The organism is Colwellia sp. E2M01, from assembly GCF_018860585.1.
GTDB lineage: Bacteria > Pseudomonadota > Gammaproteobacteria > Enterobacterales > Alteromonadaceae > Colwellia.
Genome location: NZ_JAHKPR010000007.1, coordinates 686 through 23,096, shown reverse-complemented (window position 1 = coordinate 23,096; position 22,411 = coordinate 686). Strand labels below are relative to the sequence as shown.

At 35.2% G+C, this 22,411-nt stretch carries 19 protein-coding genes; 3 read left to right on the top strand and 16 right to left on the bottom strand.

Annotated elements, in window-relative coordinates; all coding sequences use genetic code 11:
- Position 1: 1 nt before the first annotated feature.
- The 15 genes from KO502_RS00720 to KO502_RS00650 all read right to left on the bottom strand — a co-directional run bounded on the left by KO502_RS00720 (position 2) and on the right by KO502_RS00650 (position 17,056).
- Positions 2–598 carry a sugar transferase gene (locus tag KO502_RS00720; RefSeq protein ID WP_216020641.1) on the bottom strand — a complete coding sequence of 199 codons (597 nt, stop codon included), beginning with the start codon at positions 596–598 and terminating at the stop codon, positions 2–4.
- Positions 598–1,344: a glycosyltransferase family 2 protein gene (locus KO502_RS00715; RefSeq protein ID WP_216020640.1), complete on the bottom strand. Its 747-nt coding sequence runs from the start codon at positions 1,342–1,344 to the stop codon at positions 598–600. The genes KO502_RS00720 and KO502_RS00715 overlap by 1 nt, the downstream gene beginning before the upstream one ends.
- Positions 1,335–2,204 (bottom strand): sulfotransferase, encoded by an 870-nt coding sequence (locus KO502_RS00710; RefSeq protein WP_216020639.1) that lies wholly within the window; start codon positions 2,202–2,204, stop codon positions 1,335–1,337. Before KO502_RS00710 ends, KO502_RS00715 begins: the two co-directional genes overlap by 10 nt.
- Positions 2,205–2,290: 86 nt before the next feature.
- Positions 2,291–3,364: a UDP-N-acetylglucosamine 2-epimerase (non-hydrolyzing) gene (gene wecB / locus KO502_RS00705; RefSeq protein ID WP_216020638.1), complete on the bottom strand. Its 1,074-nt coding sequence runs from the start codon at positions 3,362–3,364 to the stop codon at positions 2,291–2,293.
- Positions 3,361–4,479, bottom strand: a complete 1,119-nt coding sequence (locus KO502_RS00700) for a glycosyltransferase (RefSeq protein ID WP_216020637.1) — start codon at positions 4,477–4,479, stop codon at positions 3,361–3,363. The genes wecB and KO502_RS00700 overlap by 4 nt, the downstream gene beginning before the upstream one ends.
- Entirely contained in the window at positions 4,479–5,630 is a 1,152-nt protein-coding gene (locus tag KO502_RS00695; RefSeq protein WP_216020636.1) for a glycosyltransferase, read from the bottom strand. Before KO502_RS00695 ends, KO502_RS00700 begins: the two co-directional genes overlap by 1 nt.
- 39 nt (positions 5,631–5,669) lie before the next feature.
- Positions 5,670–7,016: an oligosaccharide repeat unit polymerase gene (locus tag KO502_RS00690; RefSeq protein WP_216020635.1), complete on the bottom strand. Its 1,347-nt coding sequence runs from the start codon at positions 7,014–7,016 to the stop codon at positions 5,670–5,672.
- Between the two features lie 183 nt (positions 7,017–7,199).
- Positions 7,200–8,489: an oligosaccharide flippase family protein gene (locus tag KO502_RS00685; RefSeq protein ID WP_216020634.1), complete on the bottom strand. Its 1,290-nt coding sequence runs from the start codon at positions 8,487–8,489 to the stop codon at positions 7,200–7,202.
- Complete coding sequence (locus KO502_RS00680) at positions 8,486–9,589, bottom strand: DegT/DnrJ/EryC1/StrS family aminotransferase (protein WP_216020633.1); 1,104 nt, start codon at positions 9,587–9,589, stop codon at positions 8,486–8,488. The genes KO502_RS00685 and KO502_RS00680 overlap by 4 nt, the downstream gene beginning before the upstream one ends.
- An 18-nt stretch (positions 9,590–9,607) precedes the next feature.
- Positions 9,608–10,183: an acyltransferase gene (locus KO502_RS00675; protein WP_216020632.1), complete on the bottom strand. Its 576-nt coding sequence runs from the start codon at positions 10,181–10,183 to the stop codon at positions 9,608–9,610.
- A gap of 1 nt (position 10,184) precedes the next feature.
- A complete protein-coding gene (locus KO502_RS00670; protein ID WP_216020631.1) occupies positions 10,185–11,129 on the bottom strand; it encodes a Gfo/Idh/MocA family oxidoreductase in 945 nt (314 codons plus the stop codon).
- A 13-nt stretch (positions 11,130–11,142) separates the two neighbouring features.
- Positions 11,143–12,423 (bottom strand): nucleotide sugar dehydrogenase, encoded by a 1,281-nt coding sequence (locus KO502_RS00665; protein ID WP_216020630.1) that lies wholly within the window; start codon positions 12,421–12,423, stop codon positions 11,143–11,145.
- Positions 12,424–13,042: 619 nt separating this feature from the next.
- Positions 13,043–15,301: a polysaccharide biosynthesis tyrosine autokinase gene (locus tag KO502_RS00660; protein ID WP_216020629.1), complete on the bottom strand. Its 2,259-nt coding sequence runs from the start codon at positions 15,299–15,301 to the stop codon at positions 13,043–13,045.
- Between the two features lie 178 nt (positions 15,302–15,479).
- Positions 15,480–15,926, bottom strand: coding sequence for a low molecular weight protein-tyrosine-phosphatase (locus KO502_RS00655; RefSeq protein ID WP_216020647.1), 447 nt, complete (start codon positions 15,924–15,926; stop codon positions 15,480–15,482).
- A gap of 5 nt (positions 15,927–15,931) precedes the next feature.
- Complete coding sequence (locus KO502_RS00650) at positions 15,932–17,056, bottom strand: polysaccharide export protein (protein WP_216020628.1); 1,125 nt, start codon at positions 17,054–17,056, stop codon at positions 15,932–15,934.
- Positions 17,057–17,677: 621 nt separating this feature from the next.
- On the opposite strand from KO502_RS00650, the gene KO502_RS00645 reads away from it, so the two are divergent.
- Both KO502_RS00645 and KO502_RS00640 read left to right on the top strand, forming a co-directional pair.
- Positions 17,678–18,721: a hypothetical protein gene (locus KO502_RS00645; protein WP_216020627.1), complete on the top strand. Its 1,044-nt coding sequence runs from the start codon at positions 17,678–17,680 to the stop codon at positions 18,719–18,721.
- 314 nt (positions 18,722–19,035) lie between these two features.
- Positions 19,036–21,105: a YjbH domain-containing protein gene (locus KO502_RS00640; protein WP_216020626.1), complete on the top strand. Its 2,070-nt coding sequence runs from the start codon at positions 19,036–19,038 to the stop codon at positions 21,103–21,105.
- Between the two features lie 245 nt (positions 21,106–21,350).
- On the opposite strand, the gene KO502_RS00635 is transcribed toward KO502_RS00640, so the two are convergent.
- Entirely contained in the window at positions 21,351–21,653 is a 303-nt protein-coding gene (locus KO502_RS00635) for a hypothetical protein (RefSeq protein ID WP_216020625.1), read from the bottom strand.
- Between the two features lie 263 nt (positions 21,654–21,916).
- Between KO502_RS00635 and KO502_RS00630 the strand changes: the two genes are divergently transcribed.
- Positions 21,917–22,360 (top strand): transposase, encoded by a 444-nt coding sequence (locus tag KO502_RS00630; RefSeq protein WP_216020624.1) that lies wholly within the window; start codon positions 21,917–21,919, stop codon positions 22,358–22,360.
- Positions 22,361–22,411 lie beyond the last annotated feature (51 nt).

The window sequence follows — 22,411 nt, the reverse complement described above, 5'->3', positions numbered from 1 at the left end:
ATTAACCTACAATTGTTTTCCAAATATAATTTACATCTTTAACGAATGAGTAATACTTTATATAAGACAAATTCATGTCAACTTTATCTGGCCAAATCACGTTACGATTATAACTTTCGGGGTGCTCTTGTTTGGCCAACAACGCCTCTTCGTCTTTATATTTTATTGAAGCAGGCCCTGTTATTCCAGGACGAATAGATAATATTAAACGGTCTTTTCCCGTTAACACATCCGCATATCCAGGTACATCAGGCCTCGGACCAACAAAGCTCATTTGACCTATTAAAACATTCCATAACTGGGGTAATTCATCAATTTTTGTTTTACGAAAAAACACGCCACTATTAGTGATTCTTACATCATTCTCTGTTGTAACGCTAGTATTAACACCTGATACCTTTCTCATTGTCTTTATTTTAATTACGTTGAATAGTTTTCCATTTTTACCAACTCTCTTCTGTATAAAAAAACCATTAGAACTGGTTTCTACAGCCGATATAAGCCAAGAAATTAAGATTACCGGTAATGTAATAATTAATCCTATAAATGATACGATGATATCAAAAATTCGTTTAATAAATTTATCGCACTGAGTCATTACAACCTCTTTAGAATTGCATTAAGTGCATATTGTACAAAGTAGTAAGATGATAAAAAAATGTTATATTTCAAGTAACCTCTATAGACATCCCACACCTCTTTTGCTGCTTTTGATTTATTAGCAGTATTAGATGACCCGACTAACCTATAACTAGCTAAAACTTCTTGATACCCATATGCCACTTTAACTTCTTCTAACAAATTAACCCATAATGCCATATCATGGCTACTTCTCAGGTTAGGCATTAGTATATCTTGGGAAATTTTAGAACGGTCAAGAATAACAGTAAGACAGCCAATTACAGTATTCCCTAAATATTGAGATTTAGTAATTTTAGATGGTACGGATATTTTTTCTTTAACTAAGCCTCCTTCTTCATCAATAACTTCATAAGCAGAAAAAGAAAAGGCAATATCATTTTTTTGCATAAAATCAATTTGCTTTTCCAGCTTATTAGGATGCCATAAATCATCAGAATCCAAGAAAGCTATATATTTACCTGTAGCCTTTCTAACTGCTACATTTCTAGCTTCAGCTGCACCGACATTTTTATCTAGTTTTATTATTTTAAATCTATTATCAGGAAGGTTTTGCTCAATATAGTCCGCACTTCCATCAGGAGATGCGTCATCAACTATCAGTACCTCAAAATCCTTATATGTTTGCTTCTCTATTGAAAGTAGAGTTTCTAAAATAATTGCTTTTGACTTATATGAAGGGGTAATAATACTCACTAACGACATTCTTTTTCCTCAAAACTATGACTTAATTGTTTTAATATTGTATAAAACTCCAAGTCTTTTGGCTTAACATCGGTATCAGCACTAATATCAATATCAAAAATAACAGAATCAATTGCTAAAAAAGAATTAAGTTCTGCTGCCGAATTTCTATGATCTTTAATTACATCCTCAAAGTTTAACGACAAATAATCACTTTTATCATGTAAGCCAACCATAGAGTCATTAATAGACTGTGTACAAGCTCCCCACTGCATAAAAGCATATATTTCCGGGTGTAATATTTGTGAGCGAGACTTCTTCGAGCAAAATTTTGGCCCCCAATGTACATCATTTTTTAAATTCAAAATATTCAAAACATTCGCCATATTCTCTTTACATAATAAGAACAAGTTCTTTGGTGTAACCTTAATTTTTAAGAACTTAGCTTTTATTCTTGAAAATAATAAAGTAAATCTTTGTATCAATGAAACAGTTTTACTATTTGAGATTTTATTAATATTGCCTTTTTGTTTTTTTAAAACTGATTTTACAACCTGTAAGCCATCCCTATGTAAGAATATTAAACTTGCATTAGGGAATAATGCCTTAATAAAACCAATTCGCAATGAATTAGATGCTGTTTTCTCAATGATTAATTCTGCGTTTCCAGCTAATGTTAAAAACTCTACCCTTATTTTATTTAAGTACTCAGTAGTTAAAAATTTAGGATCTACTTTATCTTGGCCTGGAATAGAGTATTTAAGCCAAAACTCATTTATCTCAGCAAGATAAGTAGCGTTTGGTAAAGCACGATTTAAAGTAGAAGCAACAAGATGAGTTCCTGACCGTGCAGGACCTATAATAAAAATCAATTCAGGCATAAGAATAAAAACCTATAGTGAGCTTAAATCTGAATTTAATGTTTAGGCTCGCGCTAGTTACAAAATATTTTGGAAAATTACGAATATTAACTGTCATTATTAACTAAAGCCTTAACAATACTTTCAGAAGCCATCCCATTTCCATATAAATCTACATTGTAATCATTAGCGAAGCGATGTTCATTATAAGCAGTAATAATAGCTTGTTTATTTGCTCCTACTAGAATATTAAAGTTATGTTCAATTAACTCTACCCACTCAGTCTCATCGCGTAGTGTTATGCATGGCTTTTCAAAAAAGAAGGCTTCTTTTTGTAAACCACCGCTATCTGTCATTATTAACTTACAGTTATCAATTAGCCACACCATATTTAAATAACCAACAGGGGTGATAACTTTTACATTAACTGAAAGCTTAACAGTTAGGTTTTCAAGCTTAGCTTTTGTTCTTGGGTGAATTGGTAAAACCACAGGGCAGGTTTGTGCTACTTCATTTATAGCTTCAATAATTGCCGTCAAACGTACTTCATCGTCGGTATTTTCCGCACGGTGAATTGTGGATAAAACAAATTCACCACTTAATTCTAAATCACTTGGTTTTTCAGCAAGTTCTTTGTAAAAAAGAGCACCATCTTGCATTACATCGCCAGAAAGTTTAACTTGGGTTTGCCATTTATCAACACCTTCATTTTCTAAGTTATCAATTGCTGTTTGTGTTGGGCAAAACAAAATAGAACTTATTCTATCGGTAAGTATTCTGTTAATTTCTTCAGGCATTTTCATATTAAATGATCGAAGTCCTGCTTCAATATGTGCCACTTTAATATGTAATTTAGAAGCAGCAAGAGCACCTGCTAAAGTAGAGTTAGTATCACCATAAACTAAGACCCAATCAGGTTTTTCTTTAAGTAAGACTTCTTCTATTTTCTCAATCATTTGCCCTGTCATAGCGCCATGCGAACTACCACCAATACCTAAAAAGTAATCAGGTTTAGGTATTTTCATTTCTTCAAAAAACACATCACTCATATTTGCATCGTAATGTTGTCCTGTATGAACGATGACTTCTCTTACATCATTGTGTAAAGTGATTTCACGACTTACTGAGCCCGCTTTTATGAATTGAGGCCTTGCTCCTAATATTGTTACAACTTTAATCATCCTATAATTTCCTTATACAATTTAAATAATGTTATTTCTTCCGCAGCCCAGTTATATTTTTCTTTTACAGCGCTTAAAGAGTTTGTACTCATCTCTTTAGCTTTTACTGGGTTTTCAATAATATAATTTATAGCACTTGCTATAGCTTTACTATCAAGTGGGTTAACACAAATACCACATTTATTGCCTTCTACAACTTCTTTCCACATAGGAAAGTCTGAGGTGATTATTGGCAACCCAGCTGACATATACTCAAACATTTTATTTGGTTGGGCATCAACATGGTTTGGATAGTTATGAAAAGTAACAACACCAGCTTTTGATCTAGCTAAAACTTCTGCTGCTTTTTCCCTATCAATAAAGCCAAGTTCATTTACTTGCTGCCATGCATCCCAAGTTTTCACTTCATTTTCAACATGTTTTTCAGAAAATTTTCCAGCTAAATTTAATGTTACATTAGGGGTGTAATTTAAAGAGGATAGAACTTCTTTAATCCCTCTAATTTTTGCAATATTACCTAAATAACAAATTTCATTTAGTTTAGCGTCCCAATCAAAACTAGTTTCAAGATTTAATTCACCTAAAATAGGGTAATTATTAATGTTATAACTTTTAGAATTAATTGACTTTAATTTTTTGGTTATTGAAGGAGTCGCACCAACTAATGCATCCAACTTTTTAAATGCAAATTTTTCATACGCTTCAAAAATAATAGGGAGCATTTTACGAAATAAAGTGTTCAAATAAGGCTTAGACTTTAATTGCTTTGGTAAATCTTCATGGGCATCAAATATGACTTTGTAACCCTTCTTTTTAAGTTTTAAACCTATTGGTATTAATTCAGGATCATGTAAGTGATATACATCAGCATTTAACCTAGCAGCAGCCTTGTATACTTTAGAAACCGTTTCGGTCATTCGTTTAAAGCGCTGTCTACTTTTAGCACCTACATCAATAATTGATATGCCATTTTTCGATTCTTCTCCCTGTCCGTCAGCTACAATTAATGTAACTTCGTAATCGGCAGTGGCTAACGAACTACACATTTTGATAAAAATGCGGGTATCGTATCTAGGATGTGCTGAAGTTAAGTGTACTACTTTACGAACGTTCATTATTTAACCCCAGTTTCTTTAAACATAGCTTGATAAGCTTTAAACATTTTTTTCGCTTGTACTTCCCATGCATTCTCACATGCCACACGGTAGGCATTTTGTTTCATTTGAGATAAATCTTCACGTAAAAAAGCATCTAACGTATTATTTATTCCTTCTACTGAAAAATCATTAATTGCCACACCCATGTTATTTTTGATAACTAATTCTGACATATCTTTCATATTTGAAACCATTACAGGCAAGCCTGCCATCGCATATTCAAATAGTTTATTTGGCATACAAAAGTCATGATTAAGGCAGGTGTTTTGTATGATATGAATGCCTACATCTGCGGACGCAGTGTATTCCAAAACAACTTGTGGTGAAACTGCAGGAAAGAAAAAAATATTATTATGTTGTTGTGCAGCTATTTTTATTTCTTGTTCTAATACCCCATAGCCCATAAAAACAACAACTAATCGGTCATCACTGCGTGCTTTAAATGCATCAAGAATTAAGTTCACACCACGTCCAGAAGATAAACCTCCTTGATATAATAGAATTATTTGTTCAGCTCTTATACCTAGTTGCTCACGGAAGTGATTATTAACTTTTAACTCTCTGAATTTAGGTGCATTCATAATAACAGGTGGGCGTTGAATCTTATATTCATTTTTATACCAGTCAGCGATGCTTTCACTTACAACCAAAGTCATATCTACATAATTTATCAATTTATTTTCGATAAACTTGTTTAGTTTCTTTCTCACTCCTGAACTGCCATTTCTTTCCGTTTCAAGCTCATGTGCATCATAAACTAAATTACTTTTGAATAGTAATTTAGATAGTGATGCAATAGGCAGTACGCTTAAAGCATGCGCATTTACAACAGCAGGCTTTACTTTAGAAATAAGTACTATTGCTTTAAAGAAAAATTCAATATATTTAAATATTTGGCACACTAAGTTTTTTGGTAATTTTCTTGTCCAAAGGTTAATTCTATACAGCTCAACGCGATCTGATATGTGCTCAAAGTCACGTAAATTATCTGCACCCAACGCAATTATTATGACCTTATTAAAAGTATTAGAGTTAACCAATGAATTAACCTGTTTTAGTACTCTACTAGCATTGGTAAACTCATTAATATTTATATGTAAGTTATTCATTTTTATAATTATCTCTTTTTTAACATTTTAATATCAAGTTTAACGCTTATTCAATTGTAATTTACTGATATTCTCTGAGCGGTTAGCAGCTATCGATATAAATATTACAATTAACATTAAGATCAACAAAGGGATATCTAACACAAAAGTACTAAACCCCGTAAAAGCTATGCTTTTATAATGTAATATGGTCCATATCAACATACCTATCTGTATTGGTGACTTTCTTATTTTAGAAATTAAATAAGAAACAAAATAAATAATAGTACCAATTATCCATGGAATGATAAAAACACCGAAGAATGAAAAATTAGCATAGGCTTCTCCCCAAAAAACCGTCGGAGCTGAGCCAACAACATTTTGTTCATAAAGCTCTGAAAACCTCCAATTCATTACTTCTACTGCAATTGAATAAGGTTGGTAAGGTAAAAGCCCTCCAGGGTTAGGAAATGTCCTACCTAGTAGATAATCTTGATGCTCAGGAATAAACTCAAGATAATAATATGAAGCTCCAATAGATCCTGTAAATGCTCGCGAAAATATAGAGCCAATAGCTTGATAAGGAGAATCAACCCCCATAAAAAACACATAAAACAAAACTAATAAAAATAAGACAAAAACAATCCACTTTAAGGATCTAGCTACAGGTACTCTACTGTAGTTAACCGTTACTAAATAAGTTAAATACAACCCTATTAGGTACCAAATGACAGGGGCTTTTTGGACAGATATAATAAAACTAGCAACACAAAGTAAAAACGAAAAAATGAAAAAAGTCATGTTGACTTTATTCTTTGAAATCAAATAATTAGAAAACAATGCAAAAGATAATAAACTTGCTAAATCATGCATAAATAAAGTGTACCAATGGTACTTACCAGAAAAGTTATTACTCATGTCGCTACGAGCTACTTTCGCTTGTGAAGCACTATCTGTCAAAGCAACTATGATTGCTAAGTTATTTAATTTAGAAACATAACTAAAGAATACCAATAAACTTATTATTAAAAAAATTAACACTAATAATAATTCTCTATTATTCATACTGTTATAATCAAGAATAGACAAGGGTTTAATTTTTAAGCCATAAAAATTATTAAAAAAAATATAAGTCGTTGTAATACATAAAATGGACCAACTTGAACAAAGCAACATTAATAAAACTGTGTATTTATCAATAATGCCACTTTGATATCTGTATGAATCTAAACCAAAATATAAAATGAACAAACCAATATACGCAAAAACCAATAAAAAAATTATAGAAAAATTTAATACACCTACCTCCATAAGTGGCATATTAGCTTTCTGTAAAAAATAAACTATAAATATAGGAAATAATAAAAATATTGAAATAAACAAAATATCGTTGAAAAGAGAATCCACTTTAATACCTTACGGACATGACTAAAAAAACACTTTTTAAATAAGCAATTGACTTTCCAATAATACTTTAATAAGACTAGTGTAAACTTCACTTTTTAAAGTTCATACATTAATGTAAATATTAGTGGCATAAAATATTGGTAATAGTTTTTAGCTTGAAGTATAAGCCGCATCACTTAAAAACTATTTAATGACTGGCTGATACTTTCCGTTCTTCTTAATAAGAAAAATTACAACTATCAAATATAATAAATAAAAAACAAAGCTAGAGATAGCGTAAACCTCACCAACCCACTCATTAAAATAATTACCTGCTACCCATACAGATCCTGCTCTAATTACAAGCCCTGTAACTTGAAGAAGCATAGCAATGATTTGATTATTAGTTATATGTAATGACATTGAAATAGGGGAGGCAATAAACTGAATAAAAAACCAAGGCACCATCCAACTTATCAATACACCTGTTCGTTGCCATCCATCGCCCAGAATAAAAGGAATAGCCAAGGGTGCAGTAGCACATACTAAAAATAAAGGAAAAAAACCAACTTTAGCTAACATAACAATAGTTTTCCTTGTAAAACTTTCTAACTCACCTTTGTGATATTTTTCAGCGGCCTCGGCTAAATAAACTTGTCCAACAGCCTTCGATATTAATTTCATTGGCATAGAAAGTAATCGCATTGCTAAAATTAAAAAACCAGCTTCTACTCCTATAGTAAATGTCGCAATAATTAATATTGGAACTTGAATTCCAGCACTATTAGTTAGTGCCTCCCAAGTCGAGTATTTAGGAAAACGATCATAACGACCAAATACACTTTTAAGCTTTGCTACACTAATTTGCGATAAAATAGACTTATATTCTTGTATAAAATATTTAATTAACCTAATACAACCTGCACCCGAGTTTAATAGTTGACCGAAAAGCAAACCAAAAGGAGTTACTCCCATAAAACCAAGTGCTAACTGTGTAGTATTACTAGCTATAGCCTGCGTCATTCGTGTTTTCGCTACCAAAGAAAAGACTTTTTCTCTAATCACCCAATACTGTAAGGCTTTATATAAGCCACTAAAAAAAACTCCTATAGGTAAGAGCCACAAATAACCTTCTAAGCGTTGATTAGTCTGTTTATTAATCCAAGTTTCACCGACACTAACGACAAACCATGTAAGTAATGTGATACTTATCACGCTAATTATAGATAATACCAAAAGGTGAACAGCATCATCTAATTCTTCAGGTATTGGAATAGCAACTTCAAATCTTAAACAAACAATTGAAATTAATAATGCTAAAATAGAAGCGTAGGTCGCTAATATCGTAAAGTCTTCGGGTGTATAAATTCGAGTTAAAAAAGGTAATGATATCAAACCTACCAATTGAGCAAAAGCTGTACCACCAGCAAGTATACTAATATTTCGTGCAAAACGACTTTGCATCAATGTATGCAACCTACTCATCACTTTCATTTAAAAATATCTACTTCCGGATTTAGGTATTCTGTTATTAAGTAGCCGTGCATTGGCAAACTAAAGACTTTGCTACTTAACTTTGAAGCAATAGGAAAGTCTATATCTTTATAACCAAAGCCATTAAAGACTGTTTGTTGGTGCATACACTTTGCATAATAAATAACAGTAGGGATCCCTTGTTTTTTATACTCTGCCATGACTGCGTTACGATTTTCATCTACTAATGTATATTGCGCCCATGAGCTAACATAACCAGTTGGGGGTTTTGGCGTTTTGTGTTTATCTGACAACATTTTCTCATAGTTAGCAGCCGCTTTGTTACGGTTAATAAGCTCTGTCGGGAATTCGGCTAATTTTTCTAGCAATATGGCTGCTTGAATCGTATCTAAACGCGAGTTCATACCAATGCGTACGTTATCGTATTTGTCTTTACCCTTGCCGTGTACGCGGTACGATTTTAGTAGTTCTGCGAATTCGTCATTATTAGTAAAAACAGCACCGCCATCGCCATAACAACCTAAAGGCTTTGCTGGAAAAAAGCTGGTTGTGGCTATATCACCAAAACTACCTGCGCGTTTGCCATCAATGCTTCCACCAAAGCCTTGGGCCGCATCTTCTACTAATTTTAAATTGTATTTATCAGCAATTTTTTGAATTTCCGGGTAGTTCGCCGGTAAGCCAAACAAGTCAACTGCTATGATTGCTTTAGGTGTTAATTTACCTTCCGCAATTGTTGCTTGAATACGTTTTTCAAGATCTATTGGGCAAATGTTAAAAGTTGCTTCATCTGAGTCAACAAATACAGGCGTTGCGCCTTCGTAGGCAATGACCTCTGCTGTGGCGAAAAACGTAAACGTTGGACAAAAAACTGCATCGCCTTCTTTGATACCTAACACCATCATTGCAAGTGTTAAAGCATCCGTACCATTTGCACAGGTAATGGCATGTTTAACACCAACGTACTCAGCAAGATTTTTTTCAAGCTCTTGTACTTCTGGGCCCATGATATATTTACCATGATTTAAAACAGTTTGAATGCGAGCATCTATTTTTGTTTTCAGGTGCTGGTATTGCGCGGCTAAATCTATAAATTGCATTTTAATAACTTCTAGTAATTACTTAATTGAGACAAGATCATTTTCTAATTGATACTTCTCGCCTGTATGTTCACAGATCGTTGTTCCAGTACCTGTTAATGGTAAATCCAGTTGTTCACCATATCTACTTATCCAACCAATTTGTTTAGCTGGTACACCAACCATTAACGCAAAAGCAGGAATGTCTTTATTAATAACTGCACCGGCTCCCACTAATGAATATTCACCAATGGTTACACCACAAACAATAGTGCAATTAGCCCCTAACGTTGCGCCTTTTTTTACTAAGGTATCTCGGTATTCTGTTTTACGTTCAATAAAAGAACGAGGATTGTACACGTTAGTAAATACCATACTTGGGCCGCAAAACACATCATCTTCAAGATGAACGTTATCGTAAACCGAAACGTTATTTTGTATTTTAACGTTATTACCAATAGTGACTTTATTCCCAATAAAAACGTTTTGTCCTAATGAACAGCCGTTACCTATTTGCGCACCACCGCAAACATGTACAAAATGCCAAACATGTGTATTTGTGCCAATTTTAGCACCATCATCGACAATGGCGCTTTCATGCTGATAAAAGCTCATATTATTTGACCTTTACTAATAATGGGTGCGGGTTACTTGGGTTATCTACAATTGCGGATTTACGCATTACATCAACTGTTTCAATTGCTGCACGGTTATCTTCAACGCCATAGCCATTACCTGCCAAAATACGTTCATAGCTTTGTGTGTGGAGATCGGTAAAACCACCAGAAAACTCTAACTCTTCACCTTCAACATCAATACTGCGATAGGTTAGTTTTTCCCCCTGAATAGCGTTATCTGGTAGATGGTTAGCATCTATTGATAGAAACCAACGTACATTAGCACGTTCGTATTGCAAGTAGCCTGATGATGTTTTTTCATCTCGGTAATGAACTTCATTGTGCTTAATATCACCAAAAATAAAGTGCAGCATGTCATAAAAATGTACACCTATATTGGTTGCAACACCGCCTGACTTTTCATCAAAGCCTTTCCATGATTTCAAATACCATTTACCGCGGGAGGTTAAATAAGTTAAGTTAACATCGAATACTTTATCAGCAGGGGCTGATTGCACTTTTTCACGTAATGCTATGATTGATGGATGTAAACGTAACTGTAGAATTGAATTAACTTTTGCTCCATGCTCTTTTTCATATCGATTTAATGTATCTAAATCAGCAGTATTAAGTACTAATGGTTTTTCACAAATAACATCAATACCATTTTGGAGTGCAAACTTCATATGTGGCAAATGTAAATAATTAGGGGATGCTACAGCAATATAGTCCAGTTTTTCACCTTTTAATTTCAGATCTTCAACATAACCCGAGAACTCTTCAAACTCAGTAAAAAACTCAGCTTCAGGGAAGTGGCTATCCATAATACCAACAGAGTCGTTTATGTCCATCGCAACGATTAAATCATTACCTGTATCTTTGATGGCACGTAAATGCCTTGGAGCTATGTAACCAGCAGTACCAATTAATGCAAATTTTTTCATTGTATTTCCTATCTTATAATCTGATATCTGAGTCTTTAGAGCCGAATACATGTTTCACATCGTAGAGTACATGCTTTTGTTTTCCAAACTTACGAATGGCGTCTACGCCCATTTTTTTAAACTCACTATGGTCAACAGCTAAAACTATACCGTCATAATGGTCTTCGGTTAGAGAGTTAATTAAAGAAAGGTTATATTCATGCTCTACTTCGACTGGATTTGCCCACCCATCATAAACATCAACACTCATATTGAAGTCTTTTAACTCGTCAACAATATCAATGATTTTTGTATTACGTACATCAGGACAGTCACCTTTAAAGGTGAATCCCAATACTAATATTTTCGCTTCATCAACATGAATTTTTTGGCTTGATAATTTTTTAACGAGTTGTGTGGCTACATATTCACCCATACCATCATTAATACGTCGGCCGGCCAAAATAACTTCCGGGCGGTAGCCAACTTCTTGCGCTTTGTGAGTAAGGTAATAAGGGTCAACACTAATACAGTGCCCGCCAACTAAACCAGGCTTGAATTTCAAAAAGTTCCACTTAGTTCCGGCAGCATCTAATACTTCTTCTGTATCTATGCCCAGTTTATTAAAAATTTTGGCAAATTCATTAATAATCGCAATATTTAAATCACGTTGAGTATTCTCAATCACTTTAGCAGCTTCAGCTACTTTTATAGAGCCTGCTAAATGAGTACCTGCTGTTATAATTGAACTATATAAATCATTCACAAACTGACCAACTTCAGGTGTAGAGCCTGAAGTTATTTTCATTATTTTAGTCAATGTGTTTACTTTGTCTCCAGGGTTAATTCGTTCTGGCGAATACCCTGCAAAAAAATCTTTATTGAACACTAAACCAGAGGTTTTCTCAATAATAGGCAGGCAGACTTCTTCTGTGGCACCTGGGTAAACTGTTGACTCATAAATGACAACATCACCTTTCTTAACAAACTCACCTAAGAGACCTGATGCTTTACGAAGTGGGTTTAAATCTGGAGAATTATTGTCATCGATTGGCGTTGGTACGGTAACGATATAAATATTACAGTTCGCTAAATCTTGTTTATTACAAGAGAAGTTTAATTGTTTAACATCTGCTAACTCTTCATCGCTTACTTCAAGAGTAGAGTCATGCCCATCAACCAATGCGGTTACACGCTCCTTGTTAATATCAAAACCAATGGTTTGGTATTTCTTTCCAAACTCGACTGCTAAAGGTAGGCCGACATAACCTAAACCTATAATGCCAATATTGACATTATTTAATGTGAAACTCATGATAACTTCCTATATAACCATGTTGATTAATCTGAATAAATTTAGTGATGTTTTACTTAAATGTGCTTAATCTTTTATCCTTAAGACTGAACGTTTATTTAATATTTATTTGTATGGGGGTAACTCATGCCAACACCTATACTCTTATTTAATTACGACTCAGACGTTTTTTCTGAGTCAGGCACTATATAAAGTGCGTTAAAGAAAACTGTTTAATAAAGCGCGAACAAGTTCCCGCCTACAAGTTACATGCCGCCCTAGTACCTTTCACTTCCTAGCGCCTTTATCTTCCTAGAGCCTCCCTGGATTCCCGACAAGACAATTCGGGAATGACGGAAGTACGCGAGTGCTTCTTTTAAATTCTGTCTCTTATAAACCAAAGCGCAAATACCAAAGCGCGAACACTATTTGTTAAGTTAAGCCGCCTACAAAAGCTTTAAAACAAAGCGCGAACAAGTTCCCGCCTACAAGTTACATGCCGCCCTAGTGCCTTTCACTTCCTAGCGCCTTTATCTTCCTAGCACCTTTCACTTCCTAGTGCCTTTATCTTCCTAGAGCCTTTCACTTCCTAGTGCCTTCCTGGATTCCCGATAAGACAACTCGGGAATGACGTAAAGGTTTACTTATCTGATTTATATTCGTAGTTGTAGTATCCGTAATAACCGTAGGCGTTGCTTGCTTTTTTCAGTACGCCGTTAAATACTACGCCTTTTACGTCTATGCCATTTTGTTCAAATCGTTGGCGAGCGTAGTCGATTTCTTTTAGTGCGTTTTGTCCAAAACGGGTTACCATTAACATGGTACCTGAATGGCCGCCCACAATAGCGGGGTCTGTAACGGCTAAAATTGGTGGTGTATCTATAATAACAATGTCGTATTTCGTTTTTATTTCAGCGATTAATTCACTAAAGTTGCTGTGCATTAATAGCTCTGAAGGGTTCGGCGGTACTTGACCACGAGTAATAACATCTAACCCGTTAACATTGGTTGGCTTAGTTACTTGCTCTAAGGTTTTTTGCCCGGATAAAATATCTGACAAGCCGTTCTCCCATTTCAAACCAAAATGCCTTTGTAAGTAACCTTTACGCATATCAGCATCAATCACTAAAACCTTTTGGCCACTTTGTGCTAATACGGCTCCTAAGTTAGCCGATATAAATGATTTACCTACACTAGGTGATGGACCTGAAATAGCGATAACGTTATTTTTAGCTTCCATCATGGCAAAATGTAAACTGGTACGTAAGCTTCTTAAGGCTTCTATTGATAAATCAGCTGGGTTTTCAACTGCTAATATGTTTTTATGTTGTGCTACTTTAGCTTTCCGTGCTTTTCCTAAGCCTTTGCCAATTCCTTTCGCTAGGCCAGTTAATTTGTCTTGGTTCATTGAAAACGGTACGCTTGCATATACTGGTAAACCAATGCCTTCAATTTCACTAGGGTCTTCTACACCTTTATGTAAAGCTTTTTGTATTAACACTATGGCAACTGCTAGCATGCCACCTAACATAGTGGCCATAACAACTATTAAGGCTTTTTTAGGTTTTACCGGTTTGGTGATATTTACTTCGGCAACGTCAATTATACGTACATTACCTACTGTACCTGCACGGACTATATCTAGTTCTTGCACTTTACCTAGTAATTGCATATAAATTGCGTTACCGACTTCAACATCGCGTGTTAAGCCAAGTAACTTTTGCTGCATTTCTGGCAAGCTGGATACTTTTTCTGCTAAGTCGTTGCGTTGCGATTGTACTGCAGAGATTTGTTCTACAATACCTTGATAATTAGGATGATTACGTTTGAATTTACGAGATACTGATAGGCGTTGTAGGTCTAGCTCTTGTAATTTAGTATCAAGTTCAATAATTTGCTCTAATATACCTTGCGTTTCGAGTGAGATATTGACTGATTGTTGATTTTTTTGATAATCATTAAATAACGCTTCTGATTCTTCTAATTCTTTTTTAATTTCTGGGAGTTGTACCGCTAAAAAGTCGAGTGATTTTTTAGCTTCAGCAGAGTTGCGATCTACATTTTTTCTAACGTATATTTTGGAAATTTCATTTAGCACTGTTTGCGCATACTCTGGGTTTTCATGTTGATAACTTAAATTAACAATACCTGAGTCTTTGCCTTTTTCACTAGCGCCAATGGCCGCTTGTAAATCAATAATGGTGTTTAAGCGATCTTTACGTGAAATAATAAAGTCTGTTCCTGCTCTAGCAACAAGTTTTTTTATTGTGATAGTAAAGCGACCGTTAGTAACCTCTTCACCTACTTTACCATTAAGTATTATTTCTTCATCGCCTGACAATAAGCTAAAACTATTATTTTTACCTGCTTGTATAATAAAGGTATGACCGATAGCAGATTTGGGTACGTCAAAACGAAATACATCAATTTGTTCACCGCCCCACGCATAACTTTCAGCATTATAACTTGCTTTAGCTACTTGCTCTGGTTTAACAGGGTTGAAGCTTCTAAAACTACGCCCACCAATTACGGGATATAACTTAGGTTTTACAACAATATCTAATTGTAGGTTGTCTACGGCTTCACCAATAACTGAGCGTGATTTTAATAATTCAATTTCAGTAACTGATTTAGAGCTACTTTCAAACATACCTGCCATGTCGTCTAAACCAGGTACCGAAGCACTATTTTCTTCTACTTGGATCATGGCCGTTGCTTGGTAAATAGGGGTTGAGTAAATAGCAACGGCAACACCTACCATCATAAAAATAGCGGTAATAATACAAATAAAATATTTACGATCGAGCAAGGCGCCAAACAATGCCATTAAGTCAATTTCGTTGGTGGCGGCATTCATTGGCCGTTGCTGATCAGCTGTGTTTTTTGTTTCTGAACTCATTGCTATATTTTTATGCGGTAACATAGTAGTAAACTTTTATTTTTAGTACGTTGGTATGTACTTATTAAAACTGAATTTAAATTAATTATTTGCCGTAATTTTTAAGATTCACTTAAGTAGTAGTTAGGTATTACTTAGGTAAAACTAGAAATAAAAATTAACGAAAAATCACTTTCATTTAAAGGTATTTTGTCCAAGCAGCGCAAGATTTATCAATTAATTGATAAACATGTTCAAAAGCTTCGTGGCTTTGACGATAAGGATCGGGGATTTCGGTATCATTAATCCATTTACCGAGTAAAAAGGTTTTACCACGCGCTTGCGGATACTGCCCTAACAAGTCCGTTAGGTGGCGGTCTTCCATCACCAGTATTAAGTCATTTTCGGCAATAAGTGTTGAACTTAATTGACGAGCTTTGTGTGCGCTCATATCAATATTGTTAGTTAAAGCAATACTTGTTGCAGTAGCTTCAGCGCCTTTATCGACTAATGCGGTTAAGCCGGCTGAAGTTACTTTAATATTGTTGTTAGCATCTTTTGCGTTGAGTTTAGCTTTTAACAGATATTCACCTGTAGGGCTTCTACAAATATTACCCGCGCAAACCACTAAAATAGAATTAAACATTCCCATTAGAATAATGACTCTTGTGCTTGAATAGTTGAAATGCTCTCAAGGGCGCTAACAGTTGGCACTAATTGGCTCAATAAACGATTCCAACGCGCAACAGGTGCAGTAGTAACGTACACAATGTCACGTGGTTGTAACTTAAATTGGTCGGCCAGTACAAACGCAACGGTGTTTTGTGCATTTAACTGGTATACATCAGCAATAATGCCTTCCTCATTAGGAGCACGTTTACGTAATACAAAAATACCATTAGCGTTAGCGGTTCTTTCGTTTAAACCTCCAACATCACTTATCGCTTCAGCAAGACTTAAACCATAACGATTAATTTCTATACTACCTGCTTTAATAACATCACCAAGTACAAATACTTTTTGATTGTCAGTACGGTTAACATGAATTATATCGCCATGTTGTAATAGACGGTTTTGCGATATATCGCCTTTGGTATAAAAATCATCGAGCTTGATGATTTCTGTTTTGTCATTACGACTGAAGGTAACTGTACGCCAATCTGCTCTTTCACTTAATCCACCTGCGGCATTAATTGCATCAATAAGTGTAAGCGGTATTTCAGTAATCGGTTGAGTGCCTGGCTTATTTACTTCACCAGTTATGTACGCTTTTTGGCTCCTAAAACCCACAACTTTAAGGTCTAACTGAGGGTTTGCAATAACTTTGCCTAGCTCTTGTCGTAGTACCCAATGTAACTGTCTGATTGTTCTACCCGCAGCTTTTACATTAGCTGCGTAAGCATAAGTTATGGTGCCATCAGATTGAATTCTAAAACCGTCGAACTCAGCTGTTCGTTGTACTGCTGCAGGGATAGTTAGTTCCGGATGATCCCAAACACCAATAGATAATACATCACCCACACCTAATATATATTCGTAATCTGACGTGTCGATGGCAGCTGATGAGCTAAGTTTTGCGGCAACTGAATCAGTCTTTAAGTGAGCAATTAACGAAGAGTCGATAATGCTGATATTTACGTTATCAAGATCTTGTTCAAGACTAGAGTTATCTGAGTCAACAGAAACACCCTCCATGTGGCTTCCGGGGATCATGCTACATCCTGTAGTTAGCATAAGGGAGATAGCAACAATTATATTATTGACTTTTTTTATCATAATTTTATTTTCTTTGTTATTTAGCTTCAACCAACAGTGTGATGCAAAATATCCTTGCTTTAACAAATATAAATTAACGGTTGGTTATTACGTTAGTTAGCTCCATCAATATTTACAAATAATGCAAGTATCAATAAAAATGAAAACTAACAAATTATTTTGCCGGCAAGCATACTTAACTTAGTAAATTTTGTCTAGTGACTTATCAGTGGTTGGACAATCCAAATAGCCTAGTAAACAACTGAATTTATACTTTATGTTCGTTTCCAAATAGTCGTTACCAGTCAGGGTGCAGATTTTGGAGGATTGGGCAATGAATTAGGCAAGTTGTCGGGTAGTGGATATTTGAATGGTTACGGGTATGTACAACGACAAAATAAAAAATTCACACACCTATAAGAACCATCATTCATTTGCACAATTAACCAATAAAAAACAACACCTTAAAAAGTTTTTAATTGACCACTTTATTAATATTTTGCTATGGTAATTGTTCAAGGATTAGCTTGAATTAAGGAGGCAATTAATCTATCATCAGAAAAAATGTAGATAAGCTTCGTATTACACGGAATTATTTAGCAATAAATACTATTAGTAAATCAAATTATAAGGCAATTTAATATGAAAAAATTAGTTCACTCAGTATTAGCTCTTAGTGTTGGTATGGCTCTTACCGCCTGTGGTGGTAGCAGCAGTAGCAGTAGTAACCCTACACCTACTCCTGTATCAGTAGCGGTAGACGGCTCTGCTATTAAAGGTACTATGTCAAGTGCAGCGGTTAGCGTCTACAATGCTCAAGATTATGGTTCAGACACTGCTCAACCTCGTGTTTCAGGTATCCAAACGGCTGCTGATGGTACCTACTCATTACAACTTACTGATGAAGATGGTAACCGTATTAGTGGTGGCTTAATCATTGAAATTGCTGCTGATGACGATACTACTATGATTTGTGATTCTACCAAGTGTGGTGAAATAAATTATGGCGGAACTATTCCAGCAACTCAATTAGCAGGTTTAGTGTTAACAACATTTACTTATGTTGATAGTTCAGCTAGTACTACACTTGAAAACGTTAAAGCTAATGCATTAACGAGTATGGCAACGAATGCACTCCTCGCTTCTGCTGAGTCTAATGACAACGTTGATTTAAATAACTTAACAAGTGAATCTGCTACTAACTTACAAATTGCTAGCTCAGGTATTGTTGGCTCAATTATAGGTGTTGAGATTGATGATGTTAATTTATTTAACTCAGACATTGTTGATGCGTCTCAACCTGAAGATGTATCTACTACTGATGAAGATGCTGCAACATTAACACTGATCAATGCTTCATTTTCTAGTTTAGGTGATGGAACTACAACGCTTGCACAAAGTATGCAAAGCTACTTTAGCGCAACTCAAACAATTGTTTCAGCAGTTATTGAAGATGAAAACGTTGATCTTTCAAGTGATTTTTCTACTGAATTAACTGAAATAGCTAATGTCCAACAAGTTATTTCTACTGAGTCAAAAGCGCTTCAAGGTGTGGTAGAAGATGGCGCAAATGATACTATTCCTGCTAAAGATGTTCCTGCAACGGTTGATGCAGAAGATATCAAAGATGGTATTGAAGCAGTAGAAAATGGTACTGGTGGTACTGGTGGTACTGGCGCAGCTTAATTAGCAGCCAAATAAAGTTATATAAAGCCCGCTTTTTTAGCGGGTTTTTTTTATCTTTTATTTCTGTTTATTTTAGGGCAGTTGATCTTTACTGATTATTTTTACGGCAACTTGTTTGGACTTCTTTTTATTAAGAGTAGACATTCAGGACAATAAGCTACATTCCTTGTGCCGCGATTAAAAAGCATTTAATTCGAACAAAATTTAAATATGAAAGGTCAACAGACCTAATATTTTTGAAATAAATATAAATATAAATATTCACGTAAAATACAATTAATTTTTATTATATTCACTCTTCATTAGGAATTTTAATGAAACCTTATACACTTTTTGCTTTATCAATATTACCATCAATGTCGGTAATTGCCGCACCTAAAGCGACTATGTCCTTTCAAGGGTATAGTGGGTTAATTAATACTCCTACGGCAACATTATTTGAAGAAGGTAGATTTTATTTTCAGTACAGTAACCAAGTTGAAATAGGCGACGGTTACTACGATGGTCAAAATTATAATTTTGCCGTAGGTTTATGGAAATATGTCGAGGTTTCTGGTCGTTTAGCTGAATATAAATTTACTGATCATAAAGGTGGCCCTACTGATTTATCTGCTAATGTAAAATTGGGTATTCCTTATATTCCTGAAGACTGGTTTAAACTTGCTATTGGTGTGCAAGATTTAGGTGGTGCAGCCAATTATTTTGATAGTAAATATGCCGTTTTATCTAAAACCTTATTTGAGGATTTTAGTTTTTCAGTTGGTTATGGAATTAGCGACTTATCGAGTGGACGCTTAAATGGTGTTTTTGCTGGTGCTGAATGGCAACCTTATGAGTGGGTAAAAGCCTCTGTAGAGTATGATGCTGCCGACACCCAAGTTGGTTTGCACTTATCTACTCCTAAAGATTGGTTGTATAACGATATCCAATTGAATACCGATGTACTGGTGTCGAGTACTAATGACGACTTAAGCGATGACTTCTACTATAGTGTTGGCTTAAGCGTACCTTTGCATTTACGTTATGATGAAAGTAAATCTCAAGTTGCTTATGCTGATACAAAGAACACGCTTTACCATGATGAGGCTAAACAAGCCGAAAATACACCTGCATTAACCCCAAAAGCTGAACAAGAAAAAATTAAGCAATTATTAATTAAAGAAGGCTTTGAAGACATTGTTATAAACGAACGTAACAATACAACTATATATGTTTCAGTTCAAAACCATAGCTATAACCGTGATCAAGTCGATGGTTTAGGTGTTGTATTAGCTTTACTGAGTAAAAATATTCATTACAATTATACTGACTTTGAAGTTGTATTAACCGAGCAAAGCATTCCTATAATGGCTGTAAATGGTAATTTGATTGATTACCTTGGTTTTTTACGTGATAACAAACCACTGAAAGTTTCGGTATTAACAGACAATATTAACAGTAAACCAAACCAAGCCACTGTTGATTCTACTAATAATTTTTGGTTCAAACCTCGCTTTACCTTTTGGCCAGGTGTTGCTTCTCGCATTGGTACAGAACTAGGTGTATTTGATGCCTCGTTTGCATTAATTAGTCATGTAGAGCTCCCTTTATGGAAAGGCTCAGCTATTACTGCTCAACACGTAAACCAAGTTGCCGAAACTAAAAACTTTGAAGACGGAAACTTCTTTGCTAGTGGTAAGCAAGAAACTGGCGTAAGTGAGTTTAGTTTTCATCAAACTTTTGCGTTACCTTTTTCTATTAAAAATATGACCTCATTAGGTCGCTACCGTTACGATTACAATTATTTAGCTAACGAAATTAAATGGCAAAGCCCAGAAGGTGCTCATAGCGTTAACTTACTTACCGCTAGGTATGAAAACCAAAAAGAAGAAAAATTACAACCTTACCCTAATTGTAATATATTATTCTCTGCTTGCTGGCCAAGCCCTGAACCAAAAGATCGTAATGTAATCGTCGCTAAGTACCAATATTACAATAGCGCTTTAAATAGCTCAGCTGAAATTCAATTTGGTGAATACTGGCAACGCGATAAAGGCGTAAAAATTAATTTAAACCGAATGATGGGTGACGTTACCCTTACTCTTAGCTATAAAAACACTAAAGTAAGCGGTGAAAAAGCCGATCAATTAATAGGTTTAGGCTTTACGATGCCATTAACTCCACGTAAAGACTTTAATAACCGTTATGTACAGGTACGAGGTAAGCCTAATTGGGATTATTCATTAAGCACAATAATTGGTGAAGAAAGTAATGACCTAACCCCAGGCACTGCAGATTCGGCACGTAGTTTTTATAATATTGACAACGTTTATTACAATTATAACCGTTTGAGTAAAGACTATATATACCGTAATACAGAACGCTTAAAAGCCGCATCGTTTTAAATTAACTTGTAGATGTGTAACTCGTAGGAAGCTGCCTGCAGCATAGATTTATACCTTGTAGGAGGCTGCCTGCAGGCGATAAATGCCAAAGGCACCTTCCTAAACCCTTACACCGTATTTTCAATACGGGTCACCAGCAGGCTGCTTCCTACAGCATAGATGTATACCTTGTAGGAGGCTGCTGATTTATACCTTGTAGGAGGCTGCCTGCAGGCGATAAATGCCAAAGGCACCTTCCTAAACCCTTACACCGTATTTTCAATACGGGTCACCAGCAGGCTGCTTCCTACAGCATAAATGTATACCTTGTAGGAGGCTGCTGATTTATACCTTGTAGGAGGCTGCCTGCAGGCGATAAATGCAAAAGGCACCTTCCTAAACCCTAACACCGTATTTTCAATACGGGTCACCAGCAGGCTGCTTCCTACAGCATAGATGTATATCTTGTAGGAGGCTGCTGATTTATACCTTGTAGGAGGCTGCCTGCAGGCGATAAATGCCGAAGGCATTTCCCTAAACCCTAACACCGTATTTTCAATACGGGTCACCAGCAGGCTGCTGATTTATACCTTGTAGGAGGCTGCCTGCAGGCGATAAATGCAAAAGGCACCTTCCTAAACCCTAACACCGTATTTTCAATACGGATCACCAGCAGGCTGCTTCCTACAGCATAGATGTATACCTTGTAGGAGGCTGCTGATTTATTTCTTGTAGGAGGCTGCCTGCAGGCGATAAATGCCAAAGGCATTTTGTAAATGCCTTTTTTTGAACTATATTAAATATATTATTATTTAATGCAAAGGATATGCATATGACTTTATCGGTTGGCTATAAACAACTACGCAAAGGCCGTAACTCTTGTATTGGTTTCACATATCACATTACTTTTACTACTCATAATCGGCAACCTGTTTTCTCCGATTTATATACCGCACGTTTATTAATCTCAATTATGCATTCAGATGGTATTTCCTCTAAATGCGATACTTTATCTTTTGTTATTATGCCTGATCATATTCATTGGTTATTAGAGTTAAAAGAAGGTGAAGTATCGTCGTTAATTCAACGAGTAAAATCTTTGTTTACTAAAAAGCATGGAAGGTGTATTTGGCAGAATGGTTTTTATGATCATGGTATTAGATCTGATGAAGCATTAATTGACGTCGCTCGATACATTGTAGCTAACCCATTAAGAGCAGGTTTAGTTAAAAATATTAAAGATTACCCGTATTGGGATTCAAGCTGGTTAAATTAATCTCCTTTTTATCCGTATTTTCAATACGGGTCACCAGCAGGCTGCTTCCTA